The sequence below is a fragment of the Neisseria sicca 4320 genome (assembly GCF_000193735.1).
GTDB classification, from domain to species: Bacteria; Pseudomonadota; Gammaproteobacteria; order Burkholderiales; family Neisseriaceae; genus Neisseria; species Neisseria sicca_E.
On the sequence record NZ_AEPF01000080.1, the window covers coordinates 80896 to 103728 of the forward strand.

The 22833-nt window shown below is 52.6% G+C and carries 18 protein-coding genes and 3 pseudogenes; 9 read left to right on the forward strand and 12 right to left on the reverse strand.

The features are described from left to right. The first annotated feature begins 278 nt into the window (after nt 1-278). Entirely contained in the window at nt 279-989 is a 711-nt protein-coding gene (locus tag NSCA4_RS0108320) for a phosphoglycolate phosphatase (RefSeq protein ID WP_016687701.1), read from the forward strand. Nucleotides 990-1189: 200 nt separating this feature from the next. After that, entirely contained in the window at nt 1190-1660 is a 471-nt protein-coding gene (recX, locus tag NSCA4_RS0108325) for a recombination regulator RecX (RefSeq protein WP_016687702.1), read from the forward strand. A 73-nt stretch (nt 1661-1733) separates the two neighbouring features. Here recX and NSCA4_RS0108330 read toward each other — a convergent pair whose 3' ends face one another. The 3 genes from NSCA4_RS0108330 to NSCA4_RS0108340 all read right to left on the reverse strand — a co-directional run bounded on the left by NSCA4_RS0108330 (nt 1734) and on the right by NSCA4_RS0108340 (nt 3109). Next, nucleotides 1734-2228, reverse strand: coding sequence for a DUF302 domain-containing protein (locus NSCA4_RS0108330; protein ID WP_016687703.1), 495 nt, complete (start codon nt 2226-2228; stop codon nt 1734-1736). A gap of 54 nt (nt 2229-2282) precedes the next feature. Beyond that, nucleotides 2283-2648 (reverse strand): rhodanese-like domain-containing protein, encoded by a 366-nt coding sequence (locus NSCA4_RS0108335; RefSeq protein ID WP_016687704.1) that lies wholly within the window; start codon nt 2646-2648, stop codon nt 2283-2285. Nucleotides 2649-2773: 125 nt separating this feature from the next. Continuing rightward, nucleotides 2774-3109, reverse strand: coding sequence for a carboxymuconolactone decarboxylase family protein (locus tag NSCA4_RS0108340; protein ID WP_029609666.1), 336 nt, complete (start codon nt 3107-3109; stop codon nt 2774-2776). A gap of 159 nt (nt 3110-3268) precedes the next feature. Here NSCA4_RS0108340 and NSCA4_RS0108345 point away from each other — a divergent pair, with 159 nt between their 5' ends. Then, complete coding sequence (locus tag NSCA4_RS0108345; protein WP_016687706.1) at nt 3269-4213, forward strand: helix-turn-helix transcriptional regulator; 945 nt, start codon at nt 3269-3271, stop codon at nt 4211-4213. 291 nt (nt 4214-4504) lie between these two features. On the opposite strand, the gene NSCA4_RS0108350 is transcribed toward NSCA4_RS0108345, so the two are convergent. The 7 genes from NSCA4_RS0108350 to NSCA4_RS0108385 all read right to left on the reverse strand — a co-directional run bounded on the left by NSCA4_RS0108350 (nt 4505) and on the right by NSCA4_RS0108385 (nt 12818). Further along, a complete protein-coding gene (locus NSCA4_RS0108350; protein ID WP_016687707.1) occupies nt 4505-5911 on the reverse strand; it encodes a dihydrolipoyl dehydrogenase in 1407 nt (468 codons plus the stop codon). Between the two features lie 253 nt (nt 5912-6164). Further along, entirely contained in the window at nt 6165-6902 is a 738-nt protein-coding gene (locus tag NSCA4_RS0108355; protein WP_016687708.1) for a redoxin family protein, read from the reverse strand. 188 nt (nt 6903-7090) lie between these two features. Then, nucleotides 7091-7861 carry a 1-acylglycerol-3-phosphate O-acyltransferase gene (locus tag NSCA4_RS0108360; protein ID WP_016687709.1) on the reverse strand — a complete coding sequence of 257 codons (771 nt, stop codon included), beginning with the start codon at nt 7859-7861 and terminating at the stop codon, nt 7091-7093. A gap of 103 nt (nt 7862-7964) precedes the next feature. After that, a complete protein-coding gene (gene mutM / locus NSCA4_RS0108365) occupies nt 7965-8792 on the reverse strand; it encodes a bifunctional DNA-formamidopyrimidine glycosylase/DNA-(apurinic or apyrimidinic site) lyase (protein ID WP_016687710.1) in 828 nt (275 codons plus the stop codon). 245 nt (nt 8793-9037) lie between these two features. Continuing rightward, a complete protein-coding gene (locus NSCA4_RS0108375) occupies nt 9038-9706 on the reverse strand; it encodes a class I SAM-dependent methyltransferase (RefSeq protein WP_016687712.1) in 669 nt (222 codons plus the stop codon). Between the two features lie 163 nt (nt 9707-9869). Next, on the reverse strand, nt 9870-11072 hold the full coding sequence (gene trpB, locus NSCA4_RS0108380) for a tryptophan synthase subunit beta (protein WP_016687713.1): 1203 nt from the start codon (nt 11070-11072) through the stop codon (nt 9870-9872). Nucleotides 11073-11294: 222 nt separating this feature from the next. Further along, complete coding sequence (locus NSCA4_RS0108385) at nt 11295-12818, reverse strand: fumarate hydratase (protein WP_016687714.1); 1524 nt, start codon at nt 12816-12818, stop codon at nt 11295-11297. Between the two features lie 824 nt (nt 12819-13642). Between NSCA4_RS0108385 and NSCA4_RS0108390 the strand changes: the two genes are divergently transcribed. The 5 genes and pseudogenes from NSCA4_RS0108390 to NSCA4_RS0108410 all read left to right on the forward strand — a co-directional run. Further along, nucleotides 13643-14281: a 2Fe-2S iron-sulfur cluster-binding protein gene (locus NSCA4_RS0108390; protein ID WP_016687715.1), complete on the forward strand. Its 639-nt coding sequence runs from the start codon at nt 13643-13645 to the stop codon at nt 14279-14281. After that, entirely contained in the window at nt 14281-15909 is a 1629-nt protein-coding gene (locus tag NSCA4_RS0108395) for an FAD-binding protein (RefSeq protein WP_016687716.1), read from the forward strand. Before NSCA4_RS0108390 ends, NSCA4_RS0108395 begins: the two co-directional genes overlap by 1 nt. Further along, nucleotides 15906-17160, forward strand: a pseudogene (locus NSCA4_RS12985) (complex I 51 kDa subunit family protein). The gene NSCA4_RS0108395 and the pseudogene NSCA4_RS12985 overlap by 4 nt, the downstream one beginning before the upstream one ends. A gap of 842 nt (nt 17161-18002) precedes the next feature. Next, nucleotides 18003-19454, forward strand: a complete 1452-nt coding sequence (locus tag NSCA4_RS0108405) for a DASS family sodium-coupled anion symporter (RefSeq protein WP_016687717.1) — start codon at nt 18003-18005, stop codon at nt 19452-19454. A 99-nt stretch (nt 19455-19553) separates the two neighbouring features. Beyond that, a pseudogene (locus NSCA4_RS0108410) lies at nt 19554-19964 on the forward strand (NAD-binding protein); the annotation flags it as partial. A 190-nt stretch (nt 19965-20154) separates the two neighbouring features. Here the strand turns inward: NSCA4_RS0108410 and NSCA4_RS0108415 are convergent. Then, complete coding sequence (locus tag NSCA4_RS0108415) at nt 20155-20631, reverse strand: SMI1/KNR4 family protein (RefSeq protein ID WP_016687719.1); 477 nt, start codon at nt 20629-20631, stop codon at nt 20155-20157. A 344-nt stretch (nt 20632-20975) separates the two neighbouring features. Further along, nucleotides 20976-21187, reverse strand: a pseudogene (locus tag NSCA4_RS14680) (IS5/IS1182 family transposase); the annotation flags it as partial. A gap of 116 nt (nt 21188-21303) precedes the next feature. On the opposite strand from NSCA4_RS14680, the gene trkA reads away from it, so the two are divergent. Further along, complete coding sequence (trkA, locus tag NSCA4_RS0108420) at nt 21304-22716, forward strand: Trk system potassium transporter TrkA (RefSeq protein WP_016687720.1); 1413 nt, start codon at nt 21304-21306, stop codon at nt 22714-22716. Nucleotides 22717-22833 lie beyond the last annotated feature (117 nt).

Below are 22833 nucleotides of genomic sequence, written 5' to 3' on the forward strand. Positions count from 1 at the left end.
ATATGGTTTTATTTTTCAGACTACAAAACGATGTATTCAAACTGCTTCGTCCATCCCTTTACAGAATGTTCCTATTTTCTGAACGCTCCAAAAAACCTTTGTTTTTAAAAAAGGTCGTCTGAAAATTGAATCAGCCTGCCTTTCAAAGTCAAAGCTTCTGAAAATCAATGAAATGCCATTTCAAGCTCCAACTATATTGTTAACAATCCATCTGAAAACTACCTGTAGGGAAACAATGTTAAAATACGCGTCCGTATCATTCACGAGCAAAACACATCATGACCGCCGCCATCGAACACGTCCAAGCCGCCGCCTTTGATTTGGACGGCACATTATGCGATTCCATCCCCGACCTTGCCGCCGCAGCCGAAGCCATGCGCGAATATCTCGGCATGGAGCCGCTGCCCGCTAAAACAGTAGAAAGCTACGTCGGCGACGGCATCGGCAAACTCGTCCACCGCGTCATCACCGACGACCGCGACCAAGAAGCCGCGCCTGATTTGTGGGAAAGAGGCTTCGTGTTCTACATGAAATACTACCGCGACCACTTAAGCGACTTCACCCGCCCCTACCCCGAAACCGAAGCCGGACTGGCATTGCTCAAATCGCTGGGCATCCCGCTGGTGGTCATCACCAACAAAAACGAAATCCTCGCTGTCGAACTCTTGAAACAGCTCGGACTTGCCGACTACTTCAGCCTGATTCTTGGCGGCGACAGCCTGCCCGAAAAGAAACCCAGCCCGTTGCCGCTGCAACACGCCGCCGAAGTCTTAGGCATTGATCCTGCCAACATGATTATGGTCGGCGACTCCCGCAACGACATCATCGCTGCCAAAGCCGCAGGCTGCCTCAGCGTCGGCGTAACCTTCGGCTACGGCGACATGACCCTGCTCTCGCAAGACAAAGCGACCCAACCCGACTGGATTATCGGCTCACTGCCCGAAATCTACGAAAACCTGCGGCCGAAAAAAGCAGAAAACGACGAGTAACCGATATCCTTGTTTTCAGACGACCTTTATTCCTGCTTCAAAGGTCGTCTGAAAATAGAGCAGTGGAAATAAAAAGATTTGTCATTCCCGAACAAAGAGAATGACAGAATGAAAGTTTCTTATCTCTCCTCCATCCTACAACCCGCAAGTCAGATTCAAGAATCTGACCTACGAATCGACCTTTTTCAGACGACCTCTGCATGAAACCCCAAAAATCCCTGCGCGCCCGCGCGATGGACATCCTTTCCCGACAGGAAACCAGCCGTGTCGGACTCAAGCGCAAGCTCGCTCCGTATGCCGAAAGCGAAGAAGAATTGGAAAACGTGTTGGACGAATTTGCCGAACGCAACTGGCAATCCGACCAACGCTACGCCGAAGCCTACATCCACAGCAAAAGCCGCCAACACGGCTCACTGCGTCTGAAACAGGCATTGGCGCAGCAAGGCATAGACGAAACCCTCAGCCGTGAATTCATGCCCGACAAAACGCGCGAACTGCAAACCGCCGTCGCCGTGTTGCGCAAAAAATTCAAACAGCCCGCCACCGATTTGAAAGACAAACAAAAACAAGCCCGCTTCCTCGCCTATCGCGGATTCGACATGGACACCATCCACGCCGCGCTCAAAAGCAGCTGGGACGAAGAAATATTCGACGCTTCTGAAGAATGGTAAGCCTGTTAACAATAAAAGGTCGTCTGAAACCTTTTTTCGGTTTCAGACGACCTTTCGATTATTTGGCTTATCCCTATTCCGTTACCGTTTTACGGATGAGCTTTTCAGCATTGGCGAGTGTGTTTTCCACTTCGGCAAACTCGATTTTGCTGCCCGACACCAGCGCGCGCGTGTCGTTGAACACGACTTGAACTGCGCCTTCGGTTTCGGTAACGAGGACGCGCAACGGCAGTTGCAGCGCGAAGGCGGGGTCTTTTTGCATCAGCGGCGTGCCTGCTTTGGGCGTGCCGAAAACGATGACTTTGGCGGGCTGCATATCCAAACCGCTTTGTCGCGCGGCGGCCTGGTGGTCGATGACGGCGAACACGGTCATGCCTTTTTCTTTGACGGCGGTTTCCAAACGGCGGACGGTATCGTCGAAACTGTATTTGCTGACGGCGGTATGGGTTTGATTCATGGCGGAACTTTGTCGGGAATCGGGTTGTCGGGCGGCATCGCCACCGTGTGAGGCGCAGGCGGTCAGGGCGGCGAGGATGGCGGCTGCGGCGAAGGTGCGTATCGGTTTCATATTTTTCCTTGGATAAAAGGTCGTCTGAAACGTTTCAGACGACCTTGTTGCTGGTTATTTCAAACCTTTTTTTACCAAGTCTTCGTAACCGCCGTGGTTGGTTACGTTGGTGTAGCCTGCTTTCTTCAACTCGGCAAGCGCGACTTCGGCACGGCGGCCGCTGCGGCAGTAGAGGTTGACGGGCGCGTTTTTGTCGGGGCTGACGCTTTTAATGCGTTCGACTATTTGGTCGTGCGGAATGTTGACCGAACCTTGCAGGTGGCCTGATTTGAATTCTTCTTCGGAACGTACGTCAATCCATACGCCTTTTGCTTTGGCAGGTTGCGCGCTGGTAGCTTTAGCAGCGGGCGCGGCATAGGATACGGCGGCAGGAAGGACGAGTGCGGCGGCAGTCAGCGCGGCAGTCAGCAATTTTTTCATGGTTGTTTCTCCAAACGGTTGAACAAAGACATCAATCTAAACGGTTCGGCGGCAAAAAGCAATGCCCGTCAGCAGAAGGGTCGTCTGAAACGGGAGTGGTTTTCAGACGACCCTTTGAGACAAAATCAACGCTGCGCGTCAACCGCTTCCAAAGCGCGCAGGGCGTAAGTGTAGGCTGCGCCTGCGTTCAGGGCGATAGCGGTCGCCAGCGCGCCGGCGATTTCGCTTTCAGTCGCGCCCGCTTTGGCGGCTGCGGCGGCATGTACGCTGATGCAGCTTTCGCAACGGGTAGTGATAGCAACGGCGATGGCAATCAGTTCGCGGGTTTTCGCATCCAATGCTTCGGCTGTGGCGGCTTGTTCCAGCGCGCCGTAGGCTTGCAGCATTTTCGGGTGGTTTTTACCCAGCTCGCCGAAAGATTTTTTAACGTGTGCGGTGTGTTCGGGCCAATTTTGAAACATTTTGATTTCCTTTCCAATGTGTTTGATATGCAGGATGCTCTGTTCTTTCATGGCAGATTTCAATTAAATCCGCCATCTTTACATCCGATGAATGGCATTATTGCAATAATTTGACTATTATAATCGTCAAATCATCTCATTCACTTGCAAAAAACACTTATGGACACTTTGGACAAACTCATCGAACTGGCGCAAATCACCGGCAGCGTGGACATACAATGCCTGTTCCGCGACAAATGGTACGCACCGCACGGACGCAGGCGCGCGCACGGCATCGCGCACCTTGTCGTCGCCGGAGAAAGCTACATCAAAATCGAAGGCGAACCCGAAGCGCGTCTCTTGCAAGCCGGCGACCTTATCTTTTTTCCACGCAGCGCGGAACACATTATCAGCAGCGAAGCGGACTGCAACAACTGCGGCGATACACCGCATATCGGCAACAGCGGCGCATTCACGGTCACTTCGTCCCGTAGCGGCGGCGAAAAAAGCCTCGATTTGTTCTGCGCCCGCTTCGAATACGACGAACACGCCGACATCATGCACGATCTGTCCGAAACCGTCCTCATCAAGATGGACCATCCCTCGCTGCAATGCCTCATTTCCATGTTGCAATACGAAAGCGCAAACACGCTTTCCGGCTCGCGCGCCATCGTCAATGCCCTCTCCTCCGTCCTCCTTGTCCTCATCGTCCGCGCCCATCTAGAACAAGGCGGAGAAGCGCCTTTGGGCGGCATACTCAACGGCCTGCGCGACAAACGCCTGCGCCAGCTCATCCAAACCGTTGTCAGCCGCCCCGAAGACGAATGGAACATCGAAAAAATGACCGAGCTTGCCAACCTCTCCCGCGCCCAACTCATGCGCCTGTTCAAACAGCAAACCGGCATCAGCCCCCACGCCTTCGTCAACCTCATCCGCCTGCGCCAAGCCGCCGCACTGCTGCGGCAAACCGCCGATTCCGTCCTGTCCGTCGCACTGAACGTCGGCTTTCAATCCGAAACGCACTTCGGCAAAGCGTTTAAAAAACAATACGGGATTTCGCCGGGGCAGTATCGGAAAAATGCGGGAATCGGCGAAACCGATATTGAACCATCCGACGATATTTGAATCGAGAGATAAAAGGTCGTCTGAAAACCTTGAATCAGGTTTTCAGACGACCTTTCACTTTGGTAGAGAGGACAGCCGTAGGTCAGATTCTTGAATCTGACATCTCCATCTGCCACAACACCTAAAGGAAGCAGAAGCATTAAATATTCGTCGAATACAAGTATCCGATTACACATTACCCAGCAACTGATTTTATTCCGCAACGTAAAGACAAAAAAGGTCGTCTGAAAACCTTAAATCATCAGGTTTTCAGACGACCTTTCATTTCGGCTGATTGATTAAGTCAACCCATCAAGCCTGTTTCAACTTCGCATCGGCATCGCGCAACGCGGTGCGCAAACCTTCCTCGATAACGGGATGGTAGAACGGCATATCCAGCATTTGCGGGACGGTCATCTTCATTTGATGCGCCCATGCCAACAGGTGCGCCAAATGTTCGGCGGCGGGGCCTAAGATTTCCGCGCCGATGAAGCGGCCGGTGGCTTTTTCGGCATACAGGCGCATATGGCCTTTGTTCACCAGCATCACGCGGCTGCGGCCTTGATTTTTGAACGATACTTCGCCGATGACAAATTCGTCGGGTTGGTATTGCTCGGCAACCTGCGCGTATTTTAAACCGACGAAGCCGATTTGCGGACTGGTGAACACCACGCCGATGGTGCTGCGGCGCAAACCGCCGCCGATATTCGGGTAGCGGCCCGCATTGTCGCCGGCAATCTTGCCTTGGTCGGCAGCTTCGTGAAGCAGGGGCAGTTGGTTGGACGCATCGCCCGCGATAAAGATATGCGGAATGCTGGTTTGCATGGTCAGCCGATCCGCAACGGGTACGCCGCGTGCGTCTTTTTCGATATTGATGTTTTCCAAGCCGATATTGTCAACGTTCGGACGGCGGCCTACGGCTGCCAGCATATATTCGGCAACAAATACGCCTTTTTCGCCGTCCTGCTCCCAATGAACTTCTACATTGCCGTCTGCATCGAGTTTGACCTCGGTTTTAGCATCCAAATGCAGTTTCAATTCTTCGCCGAACACGGCTTTCGCCTCGTCTGAAACGACGGGGTCGGAAATACCGCCGATGATGCCGCCCAAGCCGAAAATTTCAACTTTCACGCCCAAACGGTGCAATGCCTGACCCAGTTCCAAACCGATAACGCCCGGTCCGAACACGGCAACGCTCTTAGGCAGCGTATCCCATGAGAAAACGTCGTCATTGATAATCAAACGGTCGCCCAAAGGCTGCCACTGCGGCAGGATGACGGGGCGCGAGCCGGTAGCAATCACGAAACTTTTTGCCGTGATTTGGGTATGGTCGTCGATTTGGACGGTATGCTCGTCGATAAATTTAGCCGAACCCATAATGCGCTTGTCGGCAGGCCACTCTTCCACATCGGCAACGACAAAGCCGACAAAACGGTCGCGTTCTGATTTGACGCGGTGCATGACTTCTTCGCCGTTGACGACGATGCTGTCTTTATCCAAATGCACGCCGAACGGGTCGGTATGCAATGCGTGATGGCGCGCTTCTGCGGCGGCAATCAAGAGTTTGGAAGGCATACAGCCCACGCGCGCGCAAGTCGTGCCGAACACGTTGTTTTCAATCAGGTAAACATTATCCGAATGTAAACGGGCATTGCGAAACGCGCCCATGCCGGCAGTACCGCCGCCGATTACGACGACATCTGCTTGAATTTTTTTCATAATCTTTGTCCTTTTTTGTTGAGCGTCCGAAGCGGTATCAGCGTGAAGCGTATCAGGTTTTCAGACGACCTTTTAAGAAGCTATCAATAATATAAAATCAATAGCCATTTTAAAAATCTCGATTTAAAACGATAATCTCAAATTCTACTTGTAAATATAGAGCTATTCAGAACGACCCGTGTAGCGTATCGTCTGAATAACTCTATTTTTCTGTTCAGACGGTTTTGTTTAAACCATCTTAAGCACTAGGCAATTAGTTTTTAGCCAAGTAAGCTTCCAAATCTTCGCTGCCGCCGATGTATTTGCCACCGATGAAGACTTGAGGAGCAGTCATCTTGCCGGTAATGGCGCGAACGGAAGTAACAGTTGCATCTTTGCCCAATACGATTTCTTCGTAAGACAGACCTTTGTCTTGCAAAGCTTTTTTAGCTTTAGCGCAGAATTGGCAGCCGGGTTTGGTGAAGATGGCGACAGACTCTTGCGCTTTCCAGTCAGGAGCGATGAATTTCAACATAGTGTCAGCGTCAGACACTTTGAAAGGATCGCCCGGCTCTTCAGGCTCGATGAACATTTTTTCAATCACGCCGTCGTTAACCAGCATGGAGTAACGCCAAGAGCGTTTGCCGAAGCCCAAGTCTTCTTTGCCGACCAGCATGCCCATGCCTTCGGTAAATTCGCCGTTGCCATCAGGAATCATGTAGATGTTGTCAGCTTCTTCTTCGGCTGCCCAAGCGTTCATCACGAATGTATCGTTTACAGATACGCAGTAGATTGCGTCAACGCCGTTTTCTTTGAACGCGCCGAACAATTCGTTGTAACGCGGCAGGTGGGAAGAAGAACAAGTCGGAGTGAATGCGCCGGGCAGAGAGAATACGACTACTTTTTTGCCTTTGAACAAGTCATCAGTGGAAACATCTTTCCAAGTGTCGCCCTCGCGGGTACGGAATACGACGGAAGGTACTTTTTGACCGGTACGATCTTGCAAAGCCATTTTGGATCTCCTTGAAATTTTAGGTTTAGGGAATGATACGAGTGAATGCATACATTCTAGCGCAGGGAGTTTGATTTGTATAATTTATAGTTCAAATAATATTAATTACCTGAAGCTATGAAACTCAACCTGCGAACGTTTTATTTAAATAGAGGTCTTCTGAAAGAAAACAAGCCCCTAGCTTGGAATTATTTTTCGGAATCGTGCGCATCGGACAATACGACTTCGCGGATACTGCTTTCTATTTTGTCTTTCAACATAAAGCGGTCTTCGTCTTTGCCGGGACGAATCGGGGAGGCAAAATCAATACGGATGCGCAGCTTTTTCATGGAAACGATACGCCAGAGCGAGCGCACCAAATCGACTTGCGCATAAGACGGCACAGTCGTCCTTTTGCCGGCATCATCATAATAGCGCAGCGTAACCGCCTGAACAGGCGCGTCGGCATCGATGGCGGATTGGAAGAGCGCGGCTTTGAACGGCAAAATGTCCAAGCCCAAAGAAGTCCGCGCCTCGGGGAAAAAGCTGACATTCTGCCCTGCTTTCAACGCGGCACAAATGGCTTGGTTAATCGGCTCGACATCGCGGCGGGAATTGCGGTTGATAAACACCGTGCCTGCGTTTTGCCCCATTTTACCCAACACCGGCCAGTTTTTAATCTCTTGCTTGGCAATAAAGCTGCTCGGATACACCGCGCTCATGGCAAAAATATCCAGCCAAGACACATGGTTTGCCGCCACAAAAGCACCATTCACATTATCAGTGGGCGGCGTGCCGATTTCCAATTCGATATCTAAGGCTTCCAGCGCGCCTTTACCCAAAGTAATGACCGCATGATCGCGTTCGGCAGGATTGCCGGCATCAATACGGCGCAAATGACTTCCGGTCCGGAACAGCCATCCCGTCAGGCGGAACAATCTGCCAAAACGGGTAAAAAACGGTGCTTTTTGTGAGTACATAAATATTGTTCTTTTCGTCTTAAATGTGTATCAAATCATAGTAATAAAGTTTTCAGACGACCTTAAGATGACAGAAGGGGTCGTCTGAAAACAGGTTCAAACATTATTTTTGGCAGTTCGGACAATAAAACGTCCCGCGCTGCCCCAAAACTTCCTTCCGTACCAAACCGCCGCAACGGACGCAGGGTTCGTTGTGTCTGCCGTACACCGTATATTCTTGCTGGAAATAGCCGCTTTTACCGTCGCTGTTGACGAAGTCGCGCAACGTGCTGCCGCCGGTTTCAATCGCGCGCTGCAACACTGCTTTGACCGTCTCCACCAACACAACGCATTCTTTTTTCTTAATCTTGTCCGCTGGGCGGTGTGGCGATATGCCCGATTTAAACAAGCTTTCGTTCGCATAAATATTGCCTACGCCGACCACGACGGCATTATCCATCAGAGCGAGTTTGACCGCGCGTTTTTGCGTTTTGAGCTTTTGATACAGATAATCGGCGGAGAAGTCGTCTGAAAGCGGCTCAGGGCCCAGTTTTTCAAGGAGCGGATGATGTTCCGCAATGCCTTCGTACCACAAAATCGCGCCGAACTTGCGCGGGTCGTGATAGCGCAACACCGTTCCGTCCGCAAACACAATGTCCACATGGTCGTGTTTGTCAGGATGATCAATCCGCACGTCGCCGTCCGTAAAAATCCGTAAGCTGCCCGACATACCCAGATGAATCAACAAAATACCCGTTGCAAAACCGATAATCAGATATTTCGCCCGACGACGACAGATCAATACTTCCTGCCCCGCCAAAAGCTCCGCCAACTGCGGATTGACCTGCCAGCGCAGCTTGGTTTGGCGCAACACGACATCCGCCACCTTTTTACCTTGAATATGCGGGCTGATACCGCGCAAAGTTGTTTCCACCTCGGGCAATTCCGGCATTTTCTTTATCCTCAAGCTATACAGTCAACATCGACTTTTTCAGACGACCTGCGATTCTACCGATGCCAACGCAGCCTGACAATTTGCAACCAATCGGCTTTGCAGGAAGAAAGCAGCAAATTCAAGGCAGAATGACAAATATAGAAGAGGCTATTTTTATGGAGCCAAACCTACCGTTTTCAAATATTCAGCCTCAAAAGGTCGTCTGAAAACCAGTCATACCGGCTTTACCAACGCTGCATTTCTCAATCCGAAATCCGCGCCGCACCCAAAGCCACTGTCTGCGTTCCCAATATTTTTTCAAACTCAGGCAACGGCGTAACCCCTGCCATACGCTTGACCAAAACCAAACCGTACACCGCCGCGCACTGCGGCCACCACCTGTCCCCCGCCTTCTCCATAAAACGCCAAAACCGCAGCCCCTTTTGCGAATTCACAGCAGGCAGGTACACCATAAACTTTCCGAATTCCACCTCAAAATCCAAATCCGCCAGCCGCTGTTTCAACGCCGGCAAAGTCAGGCAATACTCCTTTTTAGGCAGGTGCGTTCCATCAAACCACTTGCTGAAAAACCACAAAGATTTCGGATTAAACCCCGTCAAAACCAACCGCCCTTCAGGTTTCAACACCCTGGACGCTTCATGCAGCACTTGCGTCAGCGCGGCAGTTTCATGACTGTGCGGCATCAGCAGCACATCAATAGAATGGCTCTCCCAAGCCATAGCGTCTGCCGTCATCAATACATCGCGGGGCACAGCAACCACGTTTTCAGACGACATCAGCCATTCGCCGCCCTGTCGGACGACGGTTTGAACACCGCAAGGCGCAAACCGCTCCAAGTAATGCGCAAAAAACTGCTTTTCCCGCTCCGCCGTATAGCGGCCGACAATAGTCCGTTCAAACCATTCTTCCATCGCCCTGCCCTTTCAAAATGCTGCAACCCGCATTATAACGGCATGATGCGGCAGACCAAACCTCCATAACTTTAATTTGTTATTGAAAAGGTAAAAGGTCGTCTGAAACCTATTTACCCAGTTTTCAGACGACCTCTTGTCTTTATCCGCTCAACGGCGATGCTTACAACTCAATCCCTTTCAGCTTCGCCACGGAATTGATGTCTTTATCGCCGCGGCCGGACAGGTTGACCAGAATCACTTGGTCTTTGCCCATTTTCGGCGCGTTGGCGACTGCCCATGCGAGGGCGTGGCTGGATTCGAGCGCGGGGATGATGCCTTCGAAGCGGCACAATAAATCAAAGGCTTCGAGTGCTTCGTCATCTTTGGCGACGGTGTATTCGACGCGTTGGATGTCGTTCAAATGGCTGTGTTCCGGGCCGATGCCGGGGTAGTCGAGGCCTGCGGAAACGGAGTGCGTCCCCAAGACTTGGCCGTTTTTGTCCTGCATCAGGTAGCTGCGGAAGCCGTGCAATACGCCGATGGGGGCTTTGCTGGTAATCGGTGCGGCGTGGTCGGGGGTGTCCACGCCCAAACCGCCGGCTTCCACGCCGATGAGGCGCACGTTTTCTTCGCCGATATAAGGGTGGAACAGTCCGATGGCGTTCGAGCCGCCGCCGACGCAGGCAACGGCGACGTCGGGCTGTCTGCCGATGGCTTCCTGCATCTGCGCTTTGGCTTCGTTGCCGATAACGCATTGGAAATCGCGCACCATTTCGGGATACGGCGCAGGTCCGGCGGCGGTGCCGATGATGTAGAACGTGTCGTCCACGCGGGCGACCCATTCGCGCATGGCTTCGTTCATCGCGTCTTTCAGTGTGCGGCTGCCGCTGTCGACGCTGACTACGTTTGCGCCCAACAATTTCATGCGGAACACGTTGGGCATTTGACGCTGGATGTCGTCCTCGCCCATGTACACGTCGCAAGTCATGCCGAAGCGGGCGGCGACGGTGGCGGAGGCCACGCCATGCTGACCCGCGCCGGTTTCGGCGATGACGCGTTTTTTGCCCATGCGGCGGGCGAGCAATGCCTGACCGATGGTGTTGTTTACCTTGTGCGCGCCTGTGTGGTTCAAGTCTTCGCGTTTCAACCAGATTTGCGCGCCGCCCAAATGCTCGGACAATCGCGCGGCATGGTAAACGGGGCTGGGTCTGCCGACGTAGTGTTTCAAATCGCGGTGGAACTCTTCCCAAAACGACGGGTCGTTTTTCGCTGCTTTATAGGCATCCGCCAGTTCTTGCAAGGCGGGAATCAGGGTTTCGGAGACATAAAGTCCGCCGTGTTCGCCGAAAAAGCCCTTCTCGTCGGGCGCTTGGTAGTTTTTCATCGGATTTCTTCCTTGTCTGTTTTTTCAGACGACCCCAGTCTAAAAAAGGTCGTCTGAAAGGGAAAATTGTCAGCAATTATAGCGGTTTTTTACGCTTTGTCGCAGGGTTTTGCCGGAATACGGATGCCGGTTTTACGCCATTGAAACCGTATTAGCCAAAAAGTCGTCTGAAAACCGTATTCCGAGTTTTCAGACGACCTTTTTCAACCCGGCTTCAAGACATTAGGACTCGACGGGGATGATGCCGATTTTTGCCTGCCATTGGCGCGGGGCGGTGGCGTGGATGGACTCGCCTTTGCTGTCCACGGCGACGGTTACGGGCATGTCTTTGACTTCAAATTCGTAAACCGCTTCCATGCCCAATTCGGGGAACGCCAATACTTTGGAAGATTTGATGGCTTTTGCCACGAGGTATGCCGCGCCGCCGACTGCCATGAGGTACACGGCTTTGTTGTCGGCAATGGCTTCGCAGGTGGCTGCGCCGCGCTCGGACTTGCCGATCATGCCCAAGAGGCCGGTTTGTTCGAGCATTTGGCGGGTGAATTTGTCCATGCGGGTGGCGGTGGTCGGACCTGCGGGACCGACGACTTCGTCGCCGACCGGATCGACGGGGCCGACGTAGTAAATCAGGCGGTTGGTGAAATCGACGGGCAACTCTTCGCCTTTGTCGAGCATATCGACGAGGCGTTTGTGCGCGGCATCGCGGCCGGTGAGGATTTTGCCGTTCAACAGCAATACGTCGCCTGTTTTCCAGCTGGCAACTTCTTCTTTGGTCAGCTTATCGACATCGATGCGTTTGCCGTTGTCGGGGCTGTAAGTCAAATCGGGCCAGTCTTCGACGCGCGGCGGGGTCAGTTCGACCGGGGCTGAGCCGTCCAATTCGAAATCGACGTGGCGGGTGGCGGCGCAGTTCGGAATCATGGCAATCGGTTTGGAAGCGGCATGGGTCGGGTAATCGAGGATTTTGACGTCCAACACGGTGGTCAGCCCGCCCAAACCTTGTGCGCCGATGCCCAGCGCGTTGACTTTTTCAAAGAGTTCGAGGCGCAGGGCTTCGGTGGTGGACAATTCTGCGCCGGACGCTGCTTTTTCCTGCAACTCTTGAATGTCGATGTGGCTCATCAGGGATTCTTTTGCCATCAGTACGGCTTTTTCGGGTGTGCCGCCGATACCGATGCCCAAGATGCCGGGAGGACACCAGCCCGCGCCCATGGTCGGGATGGTTTTCAATACCCAATCGACGATGTTGTCTGAAGGATTGAGCATGGCGAGTTTGGATTTGTTTTCAGAGCCGCCGCCTTTTGCCGCGCAGGTTACTTCGACTTTGTCGCCCGGCACGATGCTCATATGGATGACGGCGGGGGTATTGTCTTTGGTGTTTTGACGTTTGCCGGCGGGGTCTGCGAGAACGGACGCGCGCAGCGTATTGCCTTCCCAAGTGTAGGCGCGGCGTACGCCTTCGTTAACCATTTCTTCCACGCTCATGTCCGCATCCCATTGGACGTTCATGCCGACTTTGAGGAAGACGGTTGCGATACCGGTATCTTGGCAGATGGGGCGGTTGTTTTCCGCACACATGCGGCTGTTGACCAAAATCTGCGTCATCGCGTCTTTGGCGGCGGGATTTTCTTCCTTCTGCCACGCTTTATAGAGCGCGTCGATGTAGTCTTTCGGGTGGTAATAGCTGATGAATTGGAAGGCATCGCAGATACTTTGGATAAAGTCTTCTTGCTTGATGACGGTCATGATTGTGTTCCTTTTCTCATGGTAGGGAGGGTTTGTTCACTTTTTATAGATGTCGTTTTTCAGACGACCTTAATCGGTGTAATAGTGCTGTCAATCGCTATGAGCGACAATATAATTTTTATAATTGATTGATTCTTATACAACTTAATAACCCATCATTCCACTCGGATGATGATAACGGATATTGTCGGCAATTTTCACAGACAGAAATAAAACTACAAGCAAACCGATGATTCAAATCTTAAGGGGTCGTCTGAAAACTTCGGCTTCATCGCTGCAACCAAACCTACTAAAACCATAAATTTAAACAATAAACAATTACTTTTCAGACGACCTATCCTTCTTTTTTCAACCATACACAAATGTAAAAGCCGTGTCATTCTACCCATGATGATTTTTGATGGAAGTCAAACTTAGCTGCTTTTCTGAAATTTTATAACACCATTTGCATTTGCTTATACTTGGCAAATTTATCTAATAAATACATAGATATATACTTTTATATCAATCACTTAATAATGATATTTACTCGTATTTCAAAACGGTTTTTAGCAGTTATTCCTTTATCGTAAGTTTATTTTATCTTACAAAATAACAAGATGGCGTAAAGTTCGTCTGAAAACCGCTATTTTTTGTTCACAATCAGCCCCTATCCTGTCTTTCAGACTTCGCCATCATCAAAAAATCTAAATTCTGATACACTGATAAAAGACAGTCAGACATTGATTTATAAGATATTTCCCAAAAATATCCGCACTTCTAAAAATTTTGTAATAAAAATACACACATCCAATTTCCCCTATCTCATTCCACAGGACACTACCATGAGTGAAAACTTGTTAACCCTGACCATAGACGGCCACGAGGTCAAAGCCTCCGCCGACTCGTCAATCATTCAGGCCTATGCCCGTGCCGGCAGCGCGATTACCGCCAACGTCGGCTGTATGGGGCAAGGCGTGTGCGGTTCGTGCCGCTGCATGATCCGCAAGGAAGGCGAGCACGAGGTAACGACTGCATTGGCGTGTGAAACCAAAGTCGAAGAAGGGATGCAGGTCAGCTTCTTGGACTACTTCATTCCCGAGCATATCCAATATTACGACGTAAGCGAGGTCGGCGACGGCTGGAACTGGCTGGACGACACCGCCAAAGCCTTCCCCGAAGCGCAAAACTGTCGTCATTGCGGCGGCTGCAATCGCGCCTGCCCCAAAGGTTTGGAAGTGGAAAACGGCGTAGCGCAAGTAATATCCGGCGATTTCGGCGCGGCTGCGCTGACCTTCGACCAATGCGTGATGTGCAACCTCTGCACCCTTTCCTGCCCCGAACACATCCGTCCGAACCACTTAGGTCTGTTCGCCCGCCGTATGAAAGCAGCGCGCACGCTGCGTCCGGTGGATTTGATGCGCCGCCTGCGCGAAATCGACAGCGGCAAAATGAAAGTCGAATTTGAAGAGGAGGCAATGTGATGGCGAACGAAATCCAAGGCATAGACTACGAAACCGCCCTTGCCAACCTGCGCCCTTCCTCATTGGAACTACGCGGCGACCTGCCGGAAAAAAACGAATTATTGAGCCAGTTTCACCCCGACTATCAGGCCAATGCGCGCGTCAAACTGCCCATCGGTCCGAACACGGGCGATTACTGCCATCCTGATTTGGCAAAACTGCTGATCAGTCATCCGCTGATTGACGACTATGATTTGTCGGGCGCGGAACATTTGAACACCGACGTGCTGGTTATCGGCGGCGGCGGTGCGGGCGCGGCAGCGGCGTTATCCGCGACCGAAGCAGGAGCGCGCGTGATTATGGCAAACAAGCTGCGTATCGGCGACAGCAATACCGTAATGGCAGAAGGCGGCATTCAGGCGGCGGTCGGCGCAGAAGACAGCTTGCAGCAGCACTTTGACGACACCATCAAAGGCGGACACAACGCAGGCAAGAAAGAATTGGTGGCGCAAATGGTTACCGACGCGCCGTCCGCCATCCGCTGGCTGATCGGCTTGGGCATGACTTTCGACCTTACCAAAGGCGCGGACAGCAACGGCATGTTGAGCCGCAAGCGCGCAGGCGGTACGACCGTGCCGCGCATCCTGAGCTACCGCGACTTTACCGGCCTCGAAATGATGCGCGTACTGCGCGAGGCGGTCGAACTTGACGAAAACATCACCCAGCTCAACCGCCACCCCGCCATCGAATTATTGTCGGACGAACACGGTCGCTGCGTCGGCGCGATTTTGTACGATTTGGAAAAACGCTCTTTGGTATTGGTTCACGCCAAAGCCGTGGTCTTGGCAACCGGCGGCAGCGGACGGCTGCATTTACAGGGTTTCGCCACTTCCAACCACTACGGAGCAACCGCCGACGGTCTGGTGATGGCATACCGCATCGGCGCGAAACTGCGCGACATCGATTCCTTCCAATACCATCCGACCGGCGTCGCCCATCCGCCGCACTTGGCAGGCGCACTGATTTCCGAAGCCGTGCGCTCCGCAGGCACCAAACTGGTCAACGGTTTGGGCGAACGTTTCGTTGACGAATTACAGCCGCGCGACGTCGTTGCCGCTGCCATCTTGCGCGAGTGCCGCGAAGGCCGCGGCGTGGTGCGAGACGGACAGGTCGGTGTGTTCCTCGACACCCCGCGCCTGATTGAAAACGATCCTGATGTGTTGAACCGTCTGGTTACGCTCGGCCACGTCGCCCACAAATGCGGCATCGACCCCGCCGTCGAACCCGTGATGATCCATCCGACCCTGCACTACCAAAACGGCGGCGTCGAAATCAACGGCGACGGCGCGACCTGCGTCGAAGGCCTCTATTGCGCCGGCGAAGTAACCGGCGGCATCCATGGCCGCAACCGCCTGATGGGCAACGCGCTTCTGGACATCATCAGCTTCGGCCGCCGCGCGGGTAAAGCCGCCGCCAGTTGCGGCCTGCCGCTGAAAAAAGTGCGCGGCGGTGTCGGACACGTCCACGATCTGCAACGCGAAATGACCCGCGCCGGGCTGACCAGCGACATCAAAGCCCCCGTTTTATATCCCGACTACGGCAAATTCGATTTGCGCGAACACGCCGGTTTGCAGGAGCAACAATCATGAACCAAGCCAATCAAAACTTACTGCACCCGTCCCGCCAAGTCGGCGCGGATTTGGCCGCATGGCGCAAAGTCGGCGGCGGCGAAGGCCTGCTGGTGGCGCTTGCCGATCCTCAAAGCATCGTTTCCAAGCTGCAAGACGCCAACCTCTGCGGCATGGGCGGCGCAGGTTTCCCGACCTGGCGCAAATGGGAGGCTGCCGTTGCCGCCCAAAGCAAACACGGCGACAAATACGTCGTCTGCAATGCCAACGAAGACGAACCGGGTACGTTCAAAGACCGCGTATTGCTGGCGAAAACGCCGCACCAAGTCATCGAAGGCGTCCTGATCGCCGCTGTCGCCTGCCGCGCCAACAAAGCGATTATGTATGTCAACCCGCACCAGACCGAATCCGTCGCCTCCATCGTGCCCGCCATCGAGCAGTGGAAAAAAAGCGATTTGTTCATCCGCATCGAAAACTATCTGGGCAAACCTTTAGACCTGAAATTGGTCGAAACTTCAGGCCGCTACATCGGCGGCGAAGAAACCGCCGTGATTTCATGGTTGGAAGGCGGTTTCCCGTTCCCGCGCCGCAAGCCGCCGTTCCCTGCCGAAAGCGGCGTAGCAGGCGAACCGACCTTAATCAACAACACCGAAACCTTCGCCAACATTCCGCAAATCCTTGCCAAAGGCGCGGAATGGTACAAATCACTGGGTTTGGGCGATGCCGCAGGCACGAAACTCTACTCGCTTTCCGGCGACGTATTGAATCCGGGCCTGTACGAACTGCCGATGGGCACAACCCTGCAATCGCTGATTTTCGACCACGGCGGCGGTATGCTCGAAGGGCGCACGTTTAAAGCCGTCTTCACCGGCGGCCCGTCAAACACGCTTTTGACCGTCAAAGATTTGGACGTGCCTTTGGACTTCGTGTCCGTGCGCGAACGCAAATCCAGCCTCGGCACGGGCGCGATGATTGTGATTTCCGAAGGCACCAGCGTCGTGCGCAAAGTGGCCGAGTATGTGGAATTTTTTTGCCTCCAACTCATGCGGACAATGCCCGCCGTGCAAAGGCGGTACGTTCCAACTTTCACGCCTGCTCAACCGCGTGGATACCGGCATCGGTACTTCAGACGACCTCCGCGCCTTGCAAAGCCTGTGCCAACTGCTGCCCCGAAGCGGTCGCTGCGGCCTGATTGACGGCGCGGTTACCGTGTTGCAAAGCTCGCTGCGTACCTTCCCCAAAGAGTACGGACTGGCGGCGGAGCAGGATTAATCCGATACGGCGTTTCAGACGACCTTTTCTATATGGAGGTCGTCTGAAAAATGCTCTTAGGTTGGGACATGAACCAACATGATGATTAGGGGTTCAGTATTTGTTGGGTTTCACAACCGAATCTGCTAAATCTGAGGTTTTGCCCTCTCCCTAGCCCTCTCCCGCGGGGAGAGGGGATGATGGTGCTGAAACCGACCATTATCGGATTTTCTGCAATCCTTCCCCTCTCCCCGCGGGAGAGGGCTAGGGAGAGGGCAAAACCCAATAACCTCAAGAAACGTCGTCTGAAAAAGATGGCAACACAAATACGCATTACCCAAACACTCAAAAGAAAAACATAAAAAATAACTGCTGCCAAAGACGTTTCAGACGACCTCCCCCTCCAAAACCGGCACACGTCGTCTGACTAAAACTTACCAGAAGATTTGCCATCAAGGAAAACGATACGGTGCACCCTGTGATTTTCCCCTCTCCCTAACCCTCTTCCACGGGGAGAGGGAACGGCTTGCAGGAAATCTGATAATAGTTGATCTCAGCACCATTATTCCCTCTCCCGCAGGTAGAGGGGACAGATTGCAGAAAATCCGATAAAGGTTGATTTTCAGCGTCATTATTCCCTCTCCCCGTGGGAGAGGGTTAGGGAGAGGGCAAAACACAATAACCTAAAAAAACGTCGTCTGAAAAAGATGGCAACAAAAAGTACGCATGACACAAACACCCAAAAGAAAAACATAAAAAACAACTGCCGCCTAAATACGTTTCAGACAACCTCTCCCCACCAAAATCAGGCACACGTCGTCTGAAATCCGATTTCCCCGATACCTCAAACTAGGAGACTCAACATGGGCTTCAAGCCAATTCCTGCTGCGGTTGCGCTCGCGCTGACGCTGATTATCTGGTTCGTCATACCCGTGCCGCAGGGCGTATCGCCCGATGCATGGCACCTTTTGGCGTTGTTCGTCGGCATCATCGCCGGCATCATCGGCAAAGCCATGTCCATCGGCGCAATGGCGATTTTGGGCATTACCTTGGTCGCGCTGACCGGCGTGACCAACGAAAAAGCCGCCGACGCAACCAAAGACGCTCTAAGCAGCCTCAACAACTCGTTAATCTGGATGATCGGTATCGCCATCATCATCTCGCGCGGTTTGTTGAAAACCGGCTTGGGGATGCGTATCGGCTACCTTCTGATTTCTCTTTTCGGCAAACGCACGCTGGGCGTAGGTTACAGCTTGGCACTAGCCGACTTGGTCATCGGACCGGTTACACCGAGCAACACCGCGCGCGGCGGTGCGATTGTACACCCGATTATGCGTTCCATCGCCCTGAGTTTCGATTCCGACCCCGAAAAAGGCACTGAGGGCAAAATCGGTAAATACCTCGCGCTGGTCAACTACCACGCCAACATCATCACCTGCTGTATCTTCATTACCGCGACCGCGCCCAACCCGCTGGTCGTCGAATTGGTCGCCAAAGCCACCAATTCGGAAATCCACCTCTCTTGGGGCACATGGTTCGCCGCCATGGTCGTACCCGGCCTGATCGCCATGTTCCTGATGCCGCTGGTGCTGTATTTCCTGTATCCGCCCGAAATCAAACAAACGCCTAACGCGACCGCCCTTGCCAAAGAAAAACTGAAAGAGATGGGCGCGATGAAGCGCGACGAAAAAATCATGCTCGGCATTTTCGTGATTCTGCTGCTTTTGTGGGCGGGCGTTCCCGAAATGCTGTTCGGCGTGAAAGTCGATGCCACCGCCACCACCTTCCTCGGCCTCTCCCTGTGTCTGCTCACCGGCGTACTGACTTGGGGCGACGCGTTGAAAGAAAAAGGCGCGTGGGACACCATCGTCTGGTTTGCCGCCTTGGTCATGATGGCGAACTTCCTCAACAAATTGGGGCTGATTGCCTGGCTGTCCGAATCCATGCAGGGCGGCATCTCCCATCTCGGCTTGGGCTGGGAAGCCGGCTGCGCCCTGTTGGTACTCGCCTACCTCTACGCCCACTACGTTTTCGCCAGCGGCACGGCACACGTTACCGCCATGTTCGGCGCGTTCTACGGCGCATGCCTCGCCTTGGGCGCACCGCCGATGCTGTTCGCCCTGATTATGGCGTCCGCCACCGGCATCATGATGTCGCTGACCCACTACGCTTCAGGTTCATCCCCCGTCATCTACGGCTCGAACTATGTCAGCATGACCGAATGGTGGAAAGCCGGCTTCATCATGAGCGTGGTCGAAATCCTGATTTTCGGCACCATCGGCATTATCTGGTGGAAAGTGCTGGGTTACTGGTAAACCGTGCCTGAAATCAACAAAAGGTCGTCTGAAAATAGGTTTTCAGACGACCTTTTGTTATACAATCCCATCATCCTTACCAACCCACCCGCCCAAACCGTGAAAATCCTTATCCTCGGCAGCGGACAGGTCGGCTCGACCGTCGCGCAAAACCTCGCCTCCGTTTCCAGCAACGACGTTACCGTTATCGATATCGACGAAAAAGCCCTGCAACACATCGGCAGCCGCCTCGACGTCCAAACCATACTCGGTAACGGTGCATCCCCGTTCATCCTCGAACAGGCGGGCGCGGCAGATTCCGACCTCCTGCTCGCCCTGACCCGCAGCGACGAAACCAACATCGTCGCCTGTAAAATCGCCGCCGACCTCTTCAATATTCCCAGCCGCATCGCCCGCGTACGTTCCAGCGAATATCTGGAATACCCCTACCCCGAAAATGACGATACGGAAAACGGCAGCCTTACCGTCTTCGACATCACCGAAACCATCAGCCCCGAACAACTCGTTACCTAACAGCTCGTCGGGCTGCTCAGCTACACCAGCGCGTTGCAGCAAGTGTAGGTCGGATACTTGTATCCGACAAAATCTTTAACATACTGGCCATTGCAATCTATTGCAGCAATGCTTGAAATGTCGGATTCGAGAATCCGACCTACGCCAAACTAACCGCGTGCGTGGCTACGCCATACACCCTACGCACTTAATCTGAAAGTTCATATAGCATATCCAAAAAAGCATCAAAACTATCTGCAATATGGCTAGTTACCATTTTTGTATCTCCATTCTCATCTTCATAAAAATCATCATGATGCATCAGAATGATACATGGATTTTCATTGCATTTTCTGTAATCAAAACAGATATAATCGCCATTAGCTGAAATCCCAAAAGCAATCACTTTTTTTGCATACCCATATTCATCATCAATACATGAATAGCTATAAATATCCTCATAGCCTAAATTTTGCTTATACCCTAAAAATGAAATATCCCTTTCATCATTTTCACCGTATTGATTGACAAAATTGAAAATATTTTCTTTAGAGTATAAATGATCATGTTTACTAAGAAGTGATACATATGAAACAGGACAAACGACCCCTACATCTTCGGCGAATTGTTGAATTGTTCTTGTTGAAACCAATCCCTCATCTGATGATATTGATAGTTTTCTCATTTTTAGTGACCTTTCTTTAACGATTTTTGACCAGTATGCCTAACAGCTTTATGAATACTAGTAGTAAGCCGTAGCCCGTATTCTCACCAACCACGGGCGGTATAAACTTTAAAACCGACGTAGCGTGGTGCGGTACGCACGCACGCGTTCTTTGCCGTTCACACTATTATTTCAAACTTTCATACGATCTCAAACGTCGTCTGAAAACCGTGAATCCGTTTTCAGACAAGCCGAGACCTTTGCAAAATAGCTCTCTTTTACCTTCTTTTCTCCAACAGTCGAAAATCTGTGCTTGAGTTTCGGTTGTTTTTTGGGAAAAGGGCTATTTTATTTTACAAAGGTCTCAGGTTGAAATCGATGTGGATAACGAGACTGTGTTCGAGTTCAAGATCGGAAAGGCTGTGTTATTGACCGAACAGGACGGAGGCTTTGAGGATTCAGATACTGCTCGATCGGTTGGTTGCCAATCAATCACCTGCTCCAGCTTTAGCAATGGGAGGCAGTCGATGTGTTTAGCAATCATGGTTTGCGCGGTTTGTTGGGAAAAGGTGGTCATAAGAAATCCCCTAAAAATCTTGGTGGGGATTTTTGGGGAATTTTGCAAAGGTCTCAGCCTTTTTATTTTGTTTTACTATACAATCCCATCATCCTTACCAATCCCCCCAAAAAACCGTGAAAATCCTCATCCTCGGCAGCGGACAGGTCGGCTCGACCGTCGCGCAAAACCTCGCCTCCGTTTCCAGCAACGACGTTACCGTTATCGACATCAACGAAAAAGCCCTGCAACACATCGGCAGCCGCCTCGACGTCCAAACCATACTCGGCAACGGCGCATCGCCGTTCATTCTCGAACAGGCGGACGCGGCGGACTCCGACCTTCTGCTCGCCCTGACCCGCAGCGACGAAACCAATATCGTCGCCTGTAAAATCGCCGCCGACCTTTTCAATATTCCCAGCCGCATCGCCCGCGTGCGTTCCAGCGAATATCTGGAATACCCCTACCCTGAAAACGGCGACACGGAAAACGGCAGCCTTACCGTCTTCGACATTACCGAAACCATCAGCCCCGAGCAACTCGTTACCGAACAGCTCGTCGGGCTGCTCAGCTACACCAGCGCGTTGCAAGTATTGCGGTTTGCCGACGACAAAGTCCGCATGGTCATCGTACAGGCGCGTAAAGGCGGGCTGCTCGTCAACCGTGAAATTGCCGAAATCAACCAACACCTCCCCGAAGGCGTGGACTGCCAAATCTGCGCCATATACCGCAACAACCGCCTCATCGTTCCCACGCCGCAAACCGTCATCATCGAAGGCGACGAGGTACTTTTTGCCGCCGACACCAACAGCGTCAACACCATCATGCGCGAACTGCGTCCCAAAGAAGCGCGCACCCGCCGCATCATGATTGCCGGCGGTGGCAACATCGGCTACCGCCTCGCCAAGCAGCTCGAATCCAAATACGACATCAAAATCGTCGAATACAACCCCCGCCGCGCCGAGTGGCTCGCCGAAAACCTTGATAACACCCTCGTCCTGCAAGGCAACGCCACTGACGAAACACTACTGGACGAAGAATACATCGACGAAATCGACGTATTCTGCGCCCTGACCAACGACGACGAAAACAACATCATGTCCAGCTTGTTGGCGAAAAACCTCGGCGCCAAGCGCGTTGTAACCATCGTCAACCGCTCCAGCTACGTCGATTTGCTCGAAGGCAACAAAATCGACATCGTCGTGTCGCCGCACCTCATCACCATCGGCTCCATCCTCGCCCACATCCGCCGAGGCGACATCGTTGCCGTACATCCCCTCAGACGCGGCACTGCCGAAGCCATCGAAGTCGTCGTCCATGGCGACAAAAACACCTCCGCCATCGTCGGCAGGCGCATCAGCGGCATCAAATGGCCGGGCGACTGCTACATCGCCGCCATTGTCCGCGCCGAAACAGGCGAAGTGATCATGGGACACCACACCGACACCATTGTCCAAGATGGCGACCACATCATTTTCTTCGTTTCCCGCCGCCGCGTCTTACCCGAACTCGAAAAACTCATCCAAGTCAAAATGGGCTTTTTCGGCTGACACCGTCAAAGGTCGTCTGAAACCTGTTGCAGCAAAGTCAGAACTTTTTCAACTTTGTTGAAGCCGCGCTTTCAGACGACCTGACACAAATTATCCCGCCTTATTTATTTCAACCTC

Coding starts and splice junctions, on each gene's coding strand:
- NSCA4_RS0108350 (WP_016687707.1), bottom strand. CDS start 5,911: ATGAAAAAAATTCAAGCAGATGTCGTCGTAATCGGCGGCGGTACTGCC.
- NSCA4_RS0108340 (WP_029609666.1), bottom strand. CDS start 3,109: ATGTTTCAAAATTGGCCCGAACACACCGCACACGTTAAAAAATCTTTC.
- NSCA4_RS0108355 (WP_016687708.1), bottom strand. CDS start 6,902: ATGGCTTTGCAAGATCGTACCGGTCAAAAAGTACCTTCCGTCGTATTC.
- NSCA4_RS0108330 (WP_016687703.1), bottom strand. CDS start 2,228: ATGAAACCGATACGCACCTTCGCCGCAGCCGCCATCCTCGCCGCCCTG.
- trpB (WP_016687713.1), bottom strand. CDS start 11,072: ATGAAAAACTACCAAGCGCCCGACGAGAAGGGCTTTTTCGGCGAACAC.
- NSCA4_RS0108335 (WP_016687704.1), bottom strand. CDS start 2,648: ATGAAAAAATTGCTGACTGCCGCGCTGACTGCCGCCGCACTCGTCCTT.
- NSCA4_RS0108385 (WP_016687714.1), bottom strand. CDS start 12,818: ATGACCGTCATCAAGCAAGAAGACTTTATCCAAAGTATCTGCGATGCC.
- NSCA4_RS0108375 (WP_016687712.1), bottom strand. CDS start 9,706: ATGGAAGAATGGTTTGAACGGACTATTGTCGGCCGCTATACGGCGGAG.
- mutM (WP_016687710.1), bottom strand. CDS start 8,792: ATGCCGGAATTGCCCGAGGTGGAAACAACTTTGCGCGGTATCAGCCCG.
- NSCA4_RS0108415 (WP_016687719.1), bottom strand. CDS start 20,631: ATGAGAAAACTATCAATATCATCAGATGAGGGATTGGTTTCAACAAGA.
- NSCA4_RS0108395 (WP_016687716.1), top strand. CDS start 14,281: ATGGCGAACGAAATCCAAGGCATAGACTACGAAACCGCCCTTGCCAAC.
- NSCA4_RS0108390 (WP_016687715.1), top strand. CDS start 13,643: ATGAGTGAAAACTTGTTAACCCTGACCATAGACGGCCACGAGGTCAAA.
- recX (WP_016687702.1), top strand. CDS start 1,190: ATGAAACCCCAAAAATCCCTGCGCGCCCGCGCGATGGACATCCTTTCC.
- NSCA4_RS0108405 (WP_016687717.1), top strand. CDS start 18,003: ATGGGCTTCAAGCCAATTCCTGCTGCGGTTGCGCTCGCGCTGACGCTG.
- NSCA4_RS0108345 (WP_016687706.1), top strand. CDS start 3,269: ATGGACACTTTGGACAAACTCATCGAACTGGCGCAAATCACCGGCAGC.
- NSCA4_RS0108360 (WP_016687709.1), bottom strand. CDS start 7,861: ATGTACTCACAAAAAGCACCGTTTTTTACCCGTTTTGGCAGATTGTTC.
- NSCA4_RS0108320 (WP_016687701.1), top strand. CDS start 279: ATGACCGCCGCCATCGAACACGTCCAAGCCGCCGCCTTTGATTTGGAC.